Source organism: Amycolatopsis thailandensis (assembly GCF_042723255.1).
GTDB lineage: Bacteria > Actinomycetota > Actinomycetes > Mycobacteriales > Pseudonocardiaceae > Amycolatopsis > Amycolatopsis thailandensis.
The window spans coordinates 1-15,479 of the sequence record NZ_JBHXJK010000025.1 but is presented as its reverse complement, the minus strand read 5'-3'; the positions used below and the strand labels follow the sequence as shown (position 1 = coordinate 15,479).

General features: G+C 70.1%; 15 protein-coding genes. 5 read left to right on the top strand and 10 right to left on the bottom strand.

All coding sequences use genetic code 11. The annotated features are described in order from the left end of the window. Window positions 1–39: 39 nt before the first annotated feature. Both ACFWMR_RS12615 and ACFWMR_RS12610 read left to right on the top strand, forming a co-directional pair. On the top strand, window positions 40–909 hold the full coding sequence (locus ACFWMR_RS12615) for a LacI family DNA-binding transcriptional regulator (protein WP_167405991.1): 870 nt from the start codon (window positions 40–42) through the stop codon (window positions 907–909). A 47-nt stretch (window positions 910–956) separates the two neighbouring features. After that, the gene (locus tag ACFWMR_RS12610) at window positions 957–1,490 is read left to right on the top strand and encodes a GNAT family N-acetyltransferase (RefSeq protein WP_378378450.1); all 534 of its coding nucleotides are present in this window, start codon (window positions 957–959) and stop codon (window positions 1,488–1,490) included. Between the two features lie 57 nt (window positions 1,491–1,547). Here ACFWMR_RS12610 and ACFWMR_RS12605 read toward each other — a convergent pair whose 3' ends face one another. Beyond that, entirely contained in the window at window positions 1,548–2,441 is an 894-nt protein-coding gene (locus tag ACFWMR_RS12605; protein WP_378378449.1) for an endonuclease domain-containing protein, read from the bottom strand. 147 nt (window positions 2,442–2,588) lie between these two features. Continuing rightward, on the bottom strand, window positions 2,589–3,605 hold the full coding sequence (locus tag ACFWMR_RS12600; protein WP_378378448.1) for a glycoside hydrolase family 76 protein: 1,017 nt from the start codon (window positions 3,603–3,605) through the stop codon (window positions 2,589–2,591). A gap of 73 nt (window positions 3,606–3,678) precedes the next feature. Here ACFWMR_RS12600 and ACFWMR_RS12595 point away from each other — a divergent pair, with 73 nt between their 5' ends. Beyond that, window positions 3,679–5,814 carry a molybdopterin-dependent oxidoreductase gene (locus tag ACFWMR_RS12595; RefSeq protein WP_378378447.1) on the top strand — a complete coding sequence of 712 codons (2,136 nt, stop codon included), beginning with the start codon at window positions 3,679–3,681 and terminating at the stop codon, window positions 5,812–5,814. 72 nt (window positions 5,815–5,886) lie between these two features. Here ACFWMR_RS12595 and ACFWMR_RS12590 read toward each other — a convergent pair whose 3' ends face one another. The 6 genes from ACFWMR_RS12590 to ACFWMR_RS12565 all read right to left on the bottom strand — a co-directional run bounded on the left by ACFWMR_RS12590 (window position 5,887) and on the right by ACFWMR_RS12565 (window position 11,721). Continuing rightward, window positions 5,887–6,543, bottom strand: a complete 657-nt coding sequence (locus ACFWMR_RS12590; protein WP_093932491.1) for a TrmH family RNA methyltransferase — start codon at window positions 6,541–6,543, stop codon at window positions 5,887–5,889. A 14-nt stretch (window positions 6,544–6,557) separates the two neighbouring features. Continuing rightward, a complete protein-coding gene (locus tag ACFWMR_RS12585; RefSeq protein WP_378378446.1) occupies window positions 6,558–6,950 on the bottom strand; it encodes a DUF2784 domain-containing protein in 393 nt (130 codons plus the stop codon). Window positions 6,951–7,070: 120 nt separating this feature from the next. Beyond that, a complete protein-coding gene (gene pyrE / locus ACFWMR_RS12580) occupies window positions 7,071–7,634 on the bottom strand; it encodes an orotate phosphoribosyltransferase (protein WP_093932493.1) in 564 nt (187 codons plus the stop codon). A gap of 237 nt (window positions 7,635–7,871) precedes the next feature. Then, window positions 7,872–10,403 (bottom strand): FtsX-like permease family protein, encoded by a 2,532-nt coding sequence (locus ACFWMR_RS12575; RefSeq protein WP_378378445.1) that lies wholly within the window; start codon window positions 10,401–10,403, stop codon window positions 7,872–7,874. Next, entirely contained in the window at window positions 10,403–11,161 is a 759-nt protein-coding gene (locus ACFWMR_RS12570; protein WP_378378444.1) for an ABC transporter ATP-binding protein, read from the bottom strand. Before ACFWMR_RS12570 ends, ACFWMR_RS12575 begins: the two co-directional genes overlap by 1 nt. A gap of 71 nt (window positions 11,162–11,232) precedes the next feature. Next, on the bottom strand, window positions 11,233–11,721 hold the full coding sequence (locus ACFWMR_RS12565; protein ID WP_378378443.1) for a PepSY domain-containing protein: 489 nt from the start codon (window positions 11,719–11,721) through the stop codon (window positions 11,233–11,235). Between the two features lie 63 nt (window positions 11,722–11,784). Between ACFWMR_RS12565 and ACFWMR_RS12560 the strand changes: the two genes are divergently transcribed. Further along, the gene (locus ACFWMR_RS12560) at window positions 11,785–12,462 is read left to right on the top strand and encodes an MgtC/SapB family protein (RefSeq protein ID WP_449224329.1); all 678 of its coding nucleotides are present in this window, start codon (window positions 11,785–11,787) and stop codon (window positions 12,460–12,462) included. A gap of 114 nt (window positions 12,463–12,576) precedes the next feature. On the opposite strand, the gene ACFWMR_RS12555 is transcribed toward ACFWMR_RS12560, so the two are convergent. Continuing rightward, entirely contained in the window at window positions 12,577–13,344 is a 768-nt protein-coding gene (locus ACFWMR_RS12555; RefSeq protein WP_378378441.1) for an SDR family NAD(P)-dependent oxidoreductase, read from the bottom strand. A gap of 118 nt (window positions 13,345–13,462) precedes the next feature. Between ACFWMR_RS12555 and ACFWMR_RS12550 the strand changes: the two genes are divergently transcribed. Beyond that, window positions 13,463–14,596: a hypothetical protein gene (locus ACFWMR_RS12550; RefSeq protein ID WP_378378440.1), complete on the top strand. Its 1,134-nt coding sequence runs from the start codon at window positions 13,463–13,465 to the stop codon at window positions 14,594–14,596. Here the strand turns inward: ACFWMR_RS12550 and ACFWMR_RS12545 are convergent. Continuing rightward, a complete protein-coding gene (locus ACFWMR_RS12545) occupies window positions 14,593–15,303 on the bottom strand; it encodes a hypothetical protein (protein WP_378278091.1) in 711 nt (236 codons plus the stop codon). The two genes, ACFWMR_RS12550 and ACFWMR_RS12545, sit on opposite strands and share 4 nt — an antisense overlap. Between the last annotated feature and the right edge of the window lie 176 nt (window positions 15,304–15,479).

Sequence of the window (15,479 nt, the reverse complement as noted above, 5' to 3'; positions counted from 1 at the left end):
CCGTTACCGTCATTCAGGCTCGGATGAAGGCATGGAGCGATGACCGCATTGTCCCCGGCGTTACCCCTGTGGGATGACACCCCTGTCACCCACCGGTTCGGGGTGGCCATGGCGATGCACGCGAACCCCTACTCGGGGGAACTCGTCCGCGCCATCCGCCGCGCCGCGCGTCGTCACGGCTGCGAAATCACCCTCGCCGACACCGGCGACAGCGTCTCCGAGGAAGCCGCGGTCATCCGCGCGCTGCGGGCCGACCGCGTCGACGGTGTCCTGCTCGTCCCGGCGGCCGGCGACGAAGCGGTGATCAACGGGCTGGTCCGGATGGGTGTGCCGACCGTGCTCGTCGACCGGATGGCGGGGCGCAACGACGTCGACCAGGTCGGCTCCGAGAACATCCAGGCCGTGTGCGCGCTCGTGCGGCACCTCGCCGGGCTGCGGCACCGCAAGATCGGCTTCATCTCGGGCGAAGAGGACATGGCCACCCACGAGGAACGGGCGCTGGGCTACCGGCTCGGCCTCGGCCGCTCGGGGATCCGTTGGACGTCGCAGCTGGTCGCGTGCGGTCAGTCGACCCCGGGCGGGGCGGCCGCCGCGACCGCGAAACTGCTCGACAGCTGGCCGTCGCCGACGGCGCTCGTGGTGGCGAGCGAGGCGATGATGATCGGCGTCCAGTACGAGGCGCACCGGCTCGGCATCCGGATCGGGCGCGACCTCGCGATCGTCGGCTACGGCGACATGGAGTGGGCGGGCCAGGTGACCCCGGCGGTGACCACGATGGCGCAGCCGATCGAGGAGATCGGGCGCAAGGCCGTCGAACTCCTGCTGGCCCGGATCACCGACCCTGAGCGACGACCCGAATCCGTACGGCTCGCACCGCGCTTCATACACCGTCAGTCGTGCGGCTGCTGAGTCACAACCCGCTGGTCAGAACGCCGCCGCCGGGTGAAGATGGCGGAATGACCGACCTGTGGACCGTGCACACCGCCGACCTCGAAGCAGGCGTGCTCGCCGCGGCACGCGCTCTGCTGGACGACGCTTTCGAGGGCGATTTCAGTGACCACGACTGGGAGAACGCCCTCGGCGGCATGCACACGCTGGTGTGGGAGAGCGGCGAGCTGATCGGACACGCGTCACTGGTCCAGCGACGGCTCGTGCACGACGGGCGGGCCCTCCGGACGGGTTATGTCGAGGCGGTCGCCGTCCGGTCGGATCACCGGCGGCGCGGGCACGGCGCCGCGATGATGGACGCGCTGGAGCGGGTCCTGCGGAAGGCGTACGACCTCGGGGCGCTCTCGGCGTCCGAGGACGCCCTGGAGTTCTACGCTTCGCGCGGCTGGCTGCTGTGGCGCGGTACTTCGTCGGCCATGACGCTTTCGGGCGTGAAGGCGACGAAGGAGGACGACGGGTCGATCCACGTGCTGCCGGTGGGGGTCACGCTGGACCTGGACGGGGAGATCACCGCTGATTGGCGCTCCGGCGACGTCTGGTGACCCGCGTTTAGTCCTCTGGATGCGGTAGTTGCACACGCAAGTACCGCATCCAGAGGACTAAACGCGTTGGTTGAGTGCCGCCGCCACCCTGCGCACCATCGCACGAGGGTCGGCGTAGAGCTCTTCTTTGGTGATGACGACGAACTCCCAGCCCTCGGCCTCTATCAACGCCCGCCGTCGCGCGTCCAGCCGTGGTTGTTCCCCTTCGAGGTGCCAAGCGCCGTCGTATTCGATGGCGAGCTTGGCCTCGCGGATCGCGAGATCGAGCCGGCCGTGGAACCGGGTCCCGCTGTACACCTCGACCTGTGGCTCCGCCTCGATCCCGTGGATCCTCAACCACACCCTGACCTCGGACTCCGGGACGGACTCCGCGCGCCCGTCCGAGAGGTCCAAGGCCTGACGCGCCCGGACGATCCCGTTGTCGTGCCTGGTTCGCAAGTACTCGTCGAGTGTCTCCCTGTCGATGAATCCGGCTCGGAGCAGGACATCCAGGAAACCGACGACACGGGCGAGGGAGCGCCGAAGCCGGGTATCGGTCAGGATGTCCATCGTCATCCGCGCCGGTGTCGCGATGAGGCCGTCCCTCCATGGCTCGAAGTCCTGGCCGAGCAGCCTGGTCCGGCGGAGCTGCGTTCCGCGCAGACTACGGAAGCCCTTCACCTCGGGCACCACGAATTCCACCAGGTCGTTCTCGGCCGAGAACGGGAATCCACGCACCGTCGCGGCCGAGCATCCGGTCAGCACCGCACCGTCGGGTACGACGAGGATCGCGGCCTTGCAGCGCAGTTCGTGATCTCGAGGAATGCCTATCGGGGCGTAGACGTCCTGGAAGAGCCGGTTGTACGGCCCCGAGCGGAGCTGGGCACGAGTGAGGTCTCCTTCGCTGACGGCCCGGCTGCCCACGAAGGGGCCGGTGAAATCGGAGGTCGTCGCGTACTGGTTTCTGGGCACGCTCCGACGATGACATCCGCTCACGGCACCACTCGGGCACCAAGATCATCTTCGGCTCATCTGTCCACAACGTCCCGAACCCTGTGGACTACCGCGTTTAGTCCTCTGGATGCGGTAGTTGCACGCGCAAGTACCGCATCCAGAGGACTAAACGCGGTGGTCCAGGGTGGCGGCGGCTTCGAGGAGCATCCACGCGCTCACCTGCACGGAAAGGTCACGTTCAGGGGCGTCCGGGGCGAGAGGCAGCGAAGGCGCCGGAGTCGCCCAGTCGGCGCTGAACAGCGGCCCGTGCGGCGTCTCGGTGGCACCGCTCCAGCACGCTTCGGCCGAATGCAGGACCAGGTCGCGCGCCACCCCGCTGGGCAGCGCGGGCGCCGCGAGCGCCAGGTAGCGCGCCAGGATCCCGGCGAACAGGCCGCCGTCGCCGTCGCCCTGTCCCCGGATCACGCCGTTCGGCGCGACATGCTCCGCGACCGCGTGGATCGTGTGCTCCACTCTGTCCATTTCGGACAATTCGAGGCAGGCGCCGAGGTAAACCCCTTGGCAGTACGTGAAGATGTGCTTGACCAGCTCACCGGATCCGACGCGCAGGCCGTCCCAGACGAGTCCGCTCTCCGGGTCGACGAGCCGCTCGGTCATCCAGCCGGTCAAGCCCGCAGCGTGCTCCTCGGCGCCTTCGCGAGCGTGGAAGATCGCCGCCGGGCCGTTCGCGGGCGCGTTCTTGAAGTCGTCGCCGACGCGCCACCAGATCCCGCCGCCCGTGTCGTCGGTCCAGCCTTCGCGCAGCCGTGAGCTGATCGCCTCCAGCCCGCCGCGGACGTCCAGCCCGAGGTGCCCCACGCGTTGCAGCGCGAGGCCGAGCCAGGCGATGTCGTCGTAGTAGTCGTTGATCCACTTGCCGAAGTTGCGCAGCCGCAGTGATGCCACGAACCGGTCGATCAGCTTCAGCCGCTCCGGCGAAGGATCCCGCAACTGCGCGTCGACGAGGGTGTCCAGCAGGTGCGCCTGCCACCAGTAGTTCCAGTGCCAGTGGACGCGCTGACTCACCGAAGGCGGCCAGCCGCTGCGGCCAAGCGCGGTCCCGGGCAGCCCCCACACCCGGCGCAGATGCCTGTCCCGGACCGCGCGTTCGGCGGCCCCGGCCCGGTCGGCGAGTGCGGTCATCGCGTCATCATCCCTTGCCCGCTGACATACCGCTCAGTATGTTGAGACGGTCCCCGACCTCGCGAGGTGCTTCATGACCACGGCGCACGTGACCTGCCCGCTCTGCGAAGCCACCTGCGGCCTGGAGGTGACGATCGACGAGAAGAGCCTGATCACCCGGATCCACGGCGACCGCGAGGACGTCTTCTCGCAGGGGTACATCTGCCCGAAGGGCGCGTCGCTCGGCGCGCTGCACCACGATCCGGACAGGCTCACCGCGCCGCTGGTCAAACGGGACGGCGAGTTCGTCGAGGTCACCTGGGACGAGGCCTTCGCCGAGATCGACCGGCGCCTCCGGCCGATCATCGACGAGCACGGCAAGAACTCCGTCGCCGTCTACTCCGGCAATCCGACGGTGCACAACGCGGCGCTCGTGCTCTACGGCCGTGTGTTCTTCAAAGCCTTGGGCACCAAGAACTTCTACACCGCGACCACGGTCGACCAGATGCCGAAGCACTTCTCCTCCGGCTATCTCTTCGGCGACCCGCAGACCATCCCCGTCGCCGACCTCGACCGCACTGAGCACCTGCTCATCCTGGGCGCGAACCCGCTGGTGTCCAACGGAAGCCTGATGACCGCCGCCGACACCCGCGGCAGGCTGCGCGGGATCCAGAAGCGCGGCGGCAAGATCGTCGTCCTCGATCCGCGCCGCACCCGCACCGCGCAGCTCGCCGACGAACACCACGCGATCCGGCCCGGCACCGACGCTCTGTTCCTGTTCGCGCTGGTCAACGTGCTGTTCGCGGAGAATCGGGTCACGCCCGGTGAGCATGTCGACGGCGTCGACGAGGTTCGCGCGCTCGCGGACCCGTTCACGCCCGAGGCTGTCGCGCCCGCGACCGGGATCGAAGCCGCCGAGATCCGCCGCATCGCCCTCGACCTCGCGGACGCCGAGCGCGCGGCGGTCTACGGCCGGATGGGGACGACGACCCAGTCCTACGGGACCATCGCGAGCTGGCTGGTCGACGTCGTCAACGCGCTCACCGGCAACCTCGACCGCGAAGGCGGCGTGATGTTCCCGCTGCCCGCCCTCTGGCGGCCGCGGCGGTCTTCGCCGTTCACCAGCGGCCGCTGGACGAGCCGGGTGCGCGGGTATCCCGAGGTGCTCGGCGAGCTGCCGGTGGCCACGCTCGCGGACGAGATCGAGACGCCCGGCGAGGGTCAGGTCCGGGCGCTGGTGACCATCAGCGGCAATCCGGCGCTGAGCACGCCCAACTCCGCTCGGCTCACGGAAGCGTTGCGGCAGCTGGACTTCATGGTCTCGCTCGACGTGTACCTCAACGAGACCACCCGGCACGCCGACGTCATCCTGCCCGGACCGTCACCGCTGGAACGGCCGCACTACGACGTCGCGTTGTACGCGCTCGCCGTACGGAACGTCGCGAACTGGACGCCGCAGCCGCTCGAAACGGACCTGCCTCAGGAGTGGGTCACCCTGCTGCGGATGGCCGGGATCGCGGCGGGCCAGGGTCCGGACGTCGACGTCGCCGCCTTCGACACGATGGTCGCGGGCGAGACGGCGCGGCGCACCGGCGTCGACCTGTCGCTCACCGAAGGACGCACGGGGCCGGCGCGGATGATCGACCTGATGCTGCGCGGCGGACCGTACGGCCTGAAACTGGCCGACCTCGAAGCCGCCCCGCACGGTATCGACCTCGGCGCGCTGAAGCCGCGGCTGCCGGAGGTGCTCACCACCGCGAGCGGGAAGGTCGAGCTGGCGCCGGACGCGATCACGAAGGACGTCCCCCGGCTGCGCGCGGAGCTGGACAAGGCGCCCGACGCCCGCCTGCTGCTGATCGGACGGCGGCACCTGAGCTCGAACAACTCGTGGATGCACAACCTGACGCCGCTGGTGCGCGGCGGGAACCGGTGCACCGTCCAGGTGCATCCGGACGACGCCTCCCGCCTCGGGCTGACCGACGGCGGGCTCGCGGCGGTGACGTCGCGGGCCGGGAAGCTGGAGGCTCCGGTGGAGGTCACGGCCGACGTCCGGCCCGGCGTGGTGAGCATGCCGCACGGCTGGGGGCACGACCTCGACGGCACGCGCACGAAGGTCGCCACGGCGCACGCCGGGGTCAACTCGAACCTGGTCGCCGACGAGACCCTGCTCGACGTCCCGTCGGGGAACGCCGTCCTGAACGGGATCCCGGTGGAGGTCGTGCCGGCGTAGGCCGCGTTTCGTCCTCTGAATGCGGTACTTGCGTGTGCAACTACCGCATTCAGAGGACGAAACGCGAGGGGGCTACCAGGCCTTGGCGAGGTCGGCGTGCTGCCGGACCCAGGCGTGCATGACGATCCCGGCGGCGACACCGGCGTTGATCGAACGGGTCGTGCCGAACTGCGCGATCGAAACGACCAGCGACGCGGTCTTCTGCGCCTCGGCCGACAACCCGGGCCCCTCCTGACCGAACAGCAGGACACACTCGCGCGGCAGCTCCGCTGTCTCGACGGGCTGCGAGCCGGGGGTGTTGTCGACGGCGACGACGGCGAGGCCTTCCGCGGCGGCGAAGGTCAGCAGCCCGTTGACGTCCTCGTGGTGGAGAAGGTGCTGGTAGCGGTCGGTCACCATGGCGCCGCGCCGGTTCCAGCGCCGCCGCCCGACGATGTGCACGGCGGCCGCGGCGAACGCGTTCGCCGTCCGGACCACGGTGCCGATGTTGTGATCGTGCTGGAAGTTCTCGATCGCCACGTGGAACGGATGCCGCCGCGAGTCCACATCGGACACGATGGCCTCGCGCCGCCAGTAGCGATACGGGTCGACGACGTTGCGGCGGTCGCCATTGGCCAGGAGTTCCGGGTCGTAGCGCTCGTCCGCGGGCCACTCGCCTTCCCACGGGCCGACGCCGACCTCTTCCCGCGCCACCCATTCGGTGGGGCCGGCCTCTTCCGACTGAGTCACCGGGTGATTGTCACTCAGCCCATGCTGACGCGGTGCGCCGGTGCGTCCCCGTCGTGGTGGCGGTGACGCCAGCGCTGGTACGTGCCGACGTAGGAGATGATCACCGTCGCCATCGCGATCACGGCGACGAGCGGCAGCGACGAGCGCGGGAACACGGTGTCGTAGAGGTAGTAGGCGTTGAAGCCGCCGGGCAGATCGCCGAGGCCCTGCTGGTGCCGGAAGAAGTTCTCGGCGGCCGTCAGCGGGCACGGCCACGGGAAGACGTTGACGAGAACACCCCATGCGGCGAAGAACACATGCACGAAGATCACCTTCGGCCACCGCCACGCGAGAAAACCACCGAATCCGATGAACATCAGCGCGAAAATGTGCACCGCGACTGTCACGTTCGCCAGGAAACCCGCCACCTCAAGCCCCCTTTCACACCCCTACCAGCGACGTTACCCCTCTCACCTTGAGAAACGCTCACGAAAAAAAGGGGCATCCTCCGTTCGCACACGGAGGATGCCCCCTTAGGGCTGAGGTAATCAGGACAGACCGAGGTCGTCCTTGTTCAGGATGTAACGGTATTCGAGGCCTTCCTTCTCGATGGCCTCGCGCGCTCCGGTGTCCCTGTCGACGACGGTCGCGACGCCGACCACGTTCGCGCCCGCCTCGCGCAGCGCCTCGACGGCGGTGAGCACGCTGCCGCCGGTGGTCGAGGTGTCCTCGACGGCCAGCACGCGCTGCCCTAGCACCTCGACGCCTTCGATCCGGCGCTGCATGCCGTGCGCCTTGGCGCCCTTGCGGACCACGAACGCGTCGAGCACGACACCGTCGGTCGCCGCGGAGTGCAGCATGGCCAGCGCCACCGGGTCCGCGCCGAGGGTCAGGCCGCCGGCGGCGACGTAGTCCCAGTCGTGGGTGAGCTGGCGGAGCAGCTTCCCGATCAGCGGGGCGGCCGCGTGATGCAGCGTCGCCCGCCGGAGATCGATGTAGTAGTCGGCTTCCTTGCCGGAAGACAAGGTCACCTTGCCGTGCACGACGGCGAGTTCGCCGACCAGTCTCGCCAGTTCGAGTTTCGCCGCTTGATCCAACCCGGGGTACGCCACGGCCGAGAGTCTTACACACGGCCTGTGGCGCACCGCCGGGGTGTTTCCCACGGAGCCGGTCCGGTGAGTCGTGAACGCACCCCCGATGTGGCATTGGGGACACTCAACGTCCCCAATGCCACATTGGGGGCGGCTGCTCTCCCTTCGCCGGCGACCCACGGCCGGCCAAGCGAAACCGCCGGCTCGGTCCGGTGAGTCGTGAGCGGCAAGTGACGTTCCAAGCGATTTGCCACTCACTCAGTCACTGCCGGACGTCGCCGAGTCCACGGCCGGGCCCCGGGTCGCCAACCAGGCCGGGACCAGGGTCGCCACCAGCGCGAGCGCCGCGGCGAGCCCGATGATGGACAGGTAGATCAGCGGGGAGCCCATCGGCAGCAGAGAATCGGCCGCCACCAGGCAGAACGGGACGATGGAGCCCGCCGCGACGACGGTGCCGAGCACGATCCCGGTCAGCGCGACGAGTCCGCCTTCGAAGCCGGCCATCCGCAGCACCTGCGCCCTGGTCGAACCCGTGAGCCGCTGGAGGCCGAACTCGCGGCGCCGTCGCACGGTCGCCATCACCAGCGTGTTGGCGACCGAGATCACCGTGTAGGCGATGATCATCCCGACCAGCAGGTAGTTGACCCACGCGCCGACGGCCTGGTCCTTGTCGTGCGCCGCGATGAGCGCGCTCCGGTCGCCGACGAACACCGGCAACCCGGCCGTCGCCTCGCGAAGCCGTTCGGTGAGCGCCGCCGGATCGACGTCCGGGGCGGCCCGGACCAGCAGCTGCGGGGCGAGTCCGGCGGTGGTGTGCGGGGCGAGCAGATCGGCCGGGAACAGCAGGCTCTCGAAGCCGCGGCGCTGGCTGGTCACCGCGACGACCTCGACGTCGACCGGAGTGCCGTCACCGAGCCTCAGGCTCACCGTGTCGCCGACGCCGCGGTCGAAGTCCTTCGCGTAGACGTCGGGGAGCGCGACTGTCCTGCCGGTCAGCGCCTTCAGGTCGCCCTGGGTCACCTTGGTGTCGATCGTCGCGTTCGCGCCGGACGCGGTGAGGCCGATCGCCGGGCGTCCGTCGTCGGAGGAGTCGTACGGCACTTCGAGGAACACGCTGCTGGTGACGTATTCGGACGCTCCGGCGACACCGGGGACGGCCTGGATCCGCTGGACGAGGTCCGGGGACAGCCCGCCCGCCGCGGATCCGATCACCGCGTCGGCGCGGACGTCCTCGGTGAAGGCCTGGTTGGCCAGCTCCTGCTGGGTGGTCTGGAGGTAGATGTTGGCGGTCGCGATCCCGACGGCGAGCATGATCGGGGTGACGGCGCCCGCCGCGCGGACGATCCCGGCCCGGGTGTTGAGCACGGCGAGCCGGGCGTCGATGCCGCCGAGCAGGCGCATCGGCCACTGGAGGATCGCGGTCGTCACCTTGGCGACGCCGGGGGTGATCATCGCGACGCCGATCGCCCAGAGGATCACCGCGGGTCCGGCGGTGCTGGCCGCGATCGGACCGGTCATCACCGCGACGGTCACGATGGCCAGCGCGGTGCCACCGCCGAAGCAGAGGGCCGCGACCACGAACCGCGTCGGGGTCAGCCAGCGGCGGGTGACCGCGGCCTCGGCGAGCGCCTCGGTCGGCCGGATCTTCCCGGCGCGGCGGCCGGCCACGAAGGCGGCGATGAACACCGCGAGCATCGCGGCGCCCGCGCCGACGACGGCGGGCAGCCAGCCCTGGTAGAACCGCAGAACCGCGGGGGCGACGCCGTTTTCGACGAGCTGTCCGAAGAGCCATTCGCCGAGGAACGGGCCCAGTACGGCGGCGAGCGCGGTCGCGAGCAGGCCGACGACCAGCGCCTCGCCGAGCACCATGCGCCGGAGCTGACGCGGGGTCGTGCCGATCGCCCGCATCAGGGCGAGTTCACGGGAACGCTGCTGGGTGGACAGGCTCAGCGTGCTAGCGACGACGAACATCGCGACCATCACCGAAAGCCCGCCCGCCACTCCGGCGATGACGATCAGGTTGGTCCCGCTCGTATCGGCCTCGGGGAACTCCGCGACACCGCGGTCGATCCCGGTCAGGACGTTCGCGCCTGTCGCGACCTCGGCGACCTTCGCCTGCACCGCTTCGGCGTCGGCGCCCGGCTCGGTGAAGACACCGATGGCGTCGGCCTTGCCGGGGTACCCGGAGAGCCGGGCGGCGTCGGTGGCGGAGAAGAACACGGCGGCCCGCGTGATCGAACGCGGCGAACCGGCCACGCCGGCGACCCGGAACGATTCGACCTTGCCGCGCGCGGCGACGTCGACCCGGTCACCGGGCTTCAGGCCCGACTCGGACTCGACGACGACCTCGCCCGCGGCGGGGGCGGTGCCCGTGACCAGTGCGTACGGGGTCAGCGCGGCGGAATCCCAGGCGTGCCCCAAGGCGGGCTGATCGCCTGTCGTGAGCGGAAAGCTCACTTCGCCGACGACGTCCGAAACGCCGGGGACGGTGCGAAGACGGGAGACGAGCCCGTCGTCGAGCCGGACGCGCTCGGGAAGCCGCGCGTCCTCGAACTTGCGTTTGTCGTCGGCGTCGAGGGAGGCCGGGTCTTCCTTGGGCATTTCGAAGGTCTGACCGCCGGTGACGACGATCGGGGCGGCGAGGCGCTGCGGTTCCGCGTTGCCGCGGATCCCGGTCTCCATCAGGCCACCGCAGGAGGCGACGATCAGCGCGCCGAAGAAGACGGCGATGAAGGTTCCGATGAACCCGCCCTTGCGCAGGCGCAGGGTCCGGAAGGCGAGTCGCAGCATCACGCACCCACCCGCGAAGGGCTGCCCCAGGCACCCAGGTGGGTCATGCGCTCGGCGACGACGTCCGCCGTCGGCGCGTGCAGTTCGTCCGCGATCCGGCCGTCGGCGAGGAAGATGACGCGGTCGGCGTAGGAGGCGGCCATCGGGTCGTGGGTCACCATGATCACCGTCTGGCCGGTGCTGCGGACGGAATCGCGCAGCAGCCCGAGGACCTCGGCGGCGGTGCGGGTGTCGAGCGCTCCGGTCGGCTCGTCGGCGAAGACCACGGCGGGCCGGGTGACGAGCGCCCGGGCGATCGCGACGCGCTGCGCCTGCCCGCCGGAAAGCTCGCCGGGGAGGTGCTTGCGGCGGCCGGAAAGCCCGACGCGGTTCAGCATCTCCTCGACGACGCGGCGATCCGGCTTGGCGCCGGCGAGCTGCTGCGGGAGCGTGACGTTCTGCTCGACGGTCAGCGCCGGGAGCAGGTTGAAGGCCTGGAAGATGAAGCCGACCCGGTCGCGGCGCAGCTTCGTCAGCTTCGTCTCGCTCATCCCGGCCAGCTCCTGCCCGTCCAGCATGACGGACCCCGATGTCGGCCGGTCCAGCCCGGCCGCGCAGTGCAGGAAGGTGCTCTTGCCCGAGCCCGAAGGGCCCATCACCGCGGTGAAGCCGCCACGCGGGAACGCCAGCGACACCCCGTCCAGGGCGACGACGCCCTTGCCGTATTCCTTGCGGACGCCGTCGAGCCGGACCGCGTCGCCGTTCCACCCACTGTTCATGGGGAAAACCCTAGGAATCCCAGGTCGAAAGCACCCTGGGGCGAGCGTGCGTCTCCTGGGTAGGGCGGGCCCTACCGCACCGTGCCGGTCTTGGCGTCCACGTCGACGTCGTGCTCGATCCCCTTGCCGTCGCGGAGCCCGACCTCCCAGACGAGGGCGCCGTCGGTCGCGCGGTCGATCTCCATCTCGTCGAGCTCACCGGGCTGACTCTGCTGCGCGGCCTGAAGCGCCTTGACGGCGTCGACACTCGCTTGCTCGACCTTCGCCATGTCGTCGCTCGGCTTGGCGGTCTGCTGATCGCCGAGGACCTGACCACCGTCCCGGCTCACCCGGACCTTGTGTTCCTGCCCGTGCGACGCGACCTTGATCTCCCACCCGTCGGGCCCAGGCTCCACATCGAAAACCCGCCCGCCGGGCACGGCACCGGCCGCCGCTTGGATCGCCTTGACCGGCTGGGCGCGGCCCGTGCTTTGCCCTGGTGCCGCCGGTCCGGGCTCGGTGGAACAACCGGCCAAGACCAGCGTCAGCACCCCGGCCGCGACAAGACGTGGTGACCTCATGATCCGCGGGTACCCGCCCGGTGCGGCCCCGAATCGTCGCCGGCGGGATGGCACTGTGGGGTGATGGTTTCCGACGGACAGGGCTGGCTCCAGGTCGGTGAACTGACGATGGCGTTCGCGCTGTCGGCGGCGATCGGGCTGGAACGGCAGATAAGGGGCAAAAGCGCCGGATTGCGAACCCAGACCATCGTGGGTACGGCGTCCGCGCTGATCCTTTTGGTCAGTAAATACGGTTTCGGCGACATCCTCGCGACCGGGCAGGTGGTCCTCGACCCGTCCCGGATCGCCGCGCAGATCGTCTCCGGTGTCGGCTTCCTCGGCGCGGGACTGATCATCACCAGGCAGGGCGCGATCCGGGGACTCACCACGGCCGCCGCCGTCTGGGAGACCGCGGCCATCGGCATGGCTGCGGGCGCCGGACTGTTCTTGCTGGCGATGGTGGTGACAGCCATGCACTTCGTGGTGGTGCTCGGCTTCACCTGGCTGACCAAGCACCTGCCGGGTGGCACGGGCACGACCAGGCTTCGCGTGAGTTACGCGGACGGGAAGGGAGTGCTGCGCGACCTGCTGGAGCTGTGCACGAAGCGCCGGTGGTCGGTCACGTCCCTGCGGATCGCCGACGACCGGGACGGCGAGGTGACGGTGACGCTCGACCTCACCGGGCCCGATCACGCCAACGCCGTCACCGTGCTGGCCGCGGCCGACGGGGTGCGGTCGATCGAAACCACGGACGACGATTAGCTCGGTGCCGGCGGGCGTGATCGGAGACGGAACACGCGTGCTTGGAGACGGATCTCGCGTGTTCGAGGGCGGATCTCGCGTGTTTGGAGACGGAACACGCGAGCGCGACGTCGATCAGGTGCGGCCCTTGCCGCCGAACCCGCCACCGAGTTTGCGCAGCACCGCGCGCGGCAGCAGGCCACCGACCGCGACGATCGCCTTGTACTGCAGGCTCGGCACCGAGATCACCTTGCCGCGCCGCAGATCCGCGAGCGCCTCGTCGACGACCTGGTCCACGCCGAGCCAGAACGCCTTCGGGCCGGGCCTGTCCAGCCCCGCCCGCTCGTGGAACTCCGTGGTGGTGAACCCGGGGCAGAGCGCCATCATGCGGATGTTCTTCGGCAGCGAGGCGGCGATGCCCTCGGTGAACGAGGTGACCCAGTTCTTGCTGGCCGTGTACGTCGAGCCGCGGCCGCTGAAGAAACCGGCGACCGAACTGACGTTGATGATCGCGCCATGGCCGCGTTCGATCATCCCCGGCAGCGCGGCGCGGGTCAGCCGCAGGACCGCGGTGACGTTGACGTCGAGCTGGCGCTGGAGCGCGTCCGGCGGGATGGTCCAGAAATCGCCGTTGAGGCCGAAGCCCGCGTTGTTCACCAGGAGGTCCACCGGCGCTTCGGCCAGGCGGTTCTCGACCAGCTCACGTCCGTCCACTTCGGACAGGTCGGCGGGCAGGACGACGACGTCGACGCCGTGCGTCTCGACCAGTTCCGCGGCGAAGCCCTCCAGCCTGTCGACGTCGCGGGCGACGAGCACGAGGTCGTACGCCTCGCCGGCCAGCCTGCGCGCGAACTGCGCGCCGATGCCGGCGGTGGCGCCGGTGATCAGGGCGGTTTGAGTCATATCGGGAACCTACTCCTCGGTCGGGTTCCGGAAAGGGCCCGGACGCGCCGGTGTGAGGGTCACCCACCGTGGGGATTTGACGTGCAATGGCGAAAGTCGGGAAGTATCGTCCCGCCCCATGGGGAAGCACAGCAGGCGCAAGCCGAGCTACCTGCCCAAAGTCGCGGCCGGCGCGGCGCCGCTGGCGTTGTTGCTCGCCGGTCCGGGAACCGCGCTCGCCACCCAGACGGACCCGGCGATCCCGCTCCCTCTCGACCACCAGCGCGAAGGCACCCTCGAACGCGGTGTCGGCTTCAGCAGCGAAGGGGACACATCCGTCCTTCGCGGCTTCCTGACCAGCACTGAACGGAACGTCTACAGCAAGGACCTCGGCGACGCGAAGGTCGTCGCGGACGTCCGTCGCTCGGTGAGCGAGACCGTCGAAACCCGCGACGGCGTCACGGCCCGCCCGGACAAGGTCGGCGCGCTCGCCGCGGCGAAGACCTCCGAAGCCGCCGTGCAGGGCCAGCGGGAGACGGTGAAGCTCGACCGCTACGGCAGTGTCGTGTCCGGGAACGAGACCCAGCTCGAGAGGACCGGCGCACGGCTGACCGAGGCGGCGCTCGACCCGCGCACCGGCGCCCCCACTCTCGTCTCCGAGGACAGCCGCGGGCTTCGCGCGGCCGAGGGGACCTATCACGCCGTCCGCCCGCTGCCCGGGGTCGGCGTGATCAACGAGACCCAGCAGCACACCGGCGGGGAACTCGGCCGGGCCCTGCGGCTCGACGGCGGGTTCTCCGGTGTTCTCGGCGGCGCGCTGGAGGCGGGCCGGTCTTCCGGGCACGGGGTCGACGTCGGCGACTTCGCCGCCATCGGGGCGACGTCGGCGCAGCACGGGGTCGGCCGGTTCAAGGGTGTCCTGCCGGTGGACGCCGGCTCGGGCCTCGGCTACGGCCAAGAGCACGCCTTCGGCGGCACGATCGGTCCGGGAACCGGGCTGGTGACCACCGGGCAGGACGCGGACCTGGCGCAGAACGGCGCCGGACTCACCGGGTCCGGTTCGAACAGGATCAGCGGCGACCTAGGCGTCGGTGAAGTCGCGTCCGCTCGCGGCAGCACGACGACGTCACTTCGCGGGGTCCTGCCCACCGCAGATCCCGCGCAGGCGGGACGGGTGACGCAGTCCGGGACGCTCGACCTGACGCTGCTCGGTCAGCCGTCGCACACCGGCTTCACCGCCGGCGCGCTCCCGCTGGAGATCAAGCGGTCCTAGCTCTGGGGCTCGACGTCCTCAGGAGCATCGGCCTGCCAGTGACGGCCCGGGGCCGAGGCGTTGTCGTACTCCTCGTCGAACGGGTCCACGATGTCGGCGATCTCGCCGAGGTCGCGCAGCAGCCGCTCCAGCCGCGACGGCCCGGCGTTCGGGGCGACGCTCGCGAGCACCCACTCGTTCTCCAACCACGCCACGCCGACGTCGCCGCCGAGTGAGTCGGCCGCGTCGACGAGTTCCTGCGTGATCACCTTGCGGGCGCCCTCGGAATCGTCCGCGAAGGCGTAGCGCTGACCGATCGGGCCGAGCATCTCGGGCATGTCCTGGCGCTGGAACGGCACGCTGGACAGCCACATCTCCAGCGGCGTCTCGTGCACGCGGTTGCAGCGCACGGCGACGACGACCGCCGGGATCTGCCCCTCGGACTCGATGTCGAAGATGAAGACGGGACGCCGCCCGTCGGAAGTGAAGGTGGACCCGGCCACGACGTTGACCGCCATCTGGGCGCCGAAGTACCCGATCGCGCCCTTGGACCACTGCTTCGGCAGCCGTTCGTCCTCTTCGACGAACTGCCATCCGCGCAGCTCGGCCCAGCGCATGCGCTCGCGATTGCGCGAGCCCTCCTTCGCCCGGTCGGCCGCGAGCAGCGCCAGCCCCGCCACCAAGGCGACGGCGGCGATGACGAACCAGATCCACGCCGGAATACCCACGACGGTCAGGGTATCCCCCTGCCCTCACCGGATGTGATCGCCGGGCGCCGTGTCGCGCACCCCTTTCGGTGCCGGGCCCGGGAAAGACCACGAAAGACGCGGTGAAAGGTCGACAAATCGCCGTGTCGCCAAGGGCTTCAGGCGGTACATGAAGGCCCCCTTGCTTGCGCCAGGCG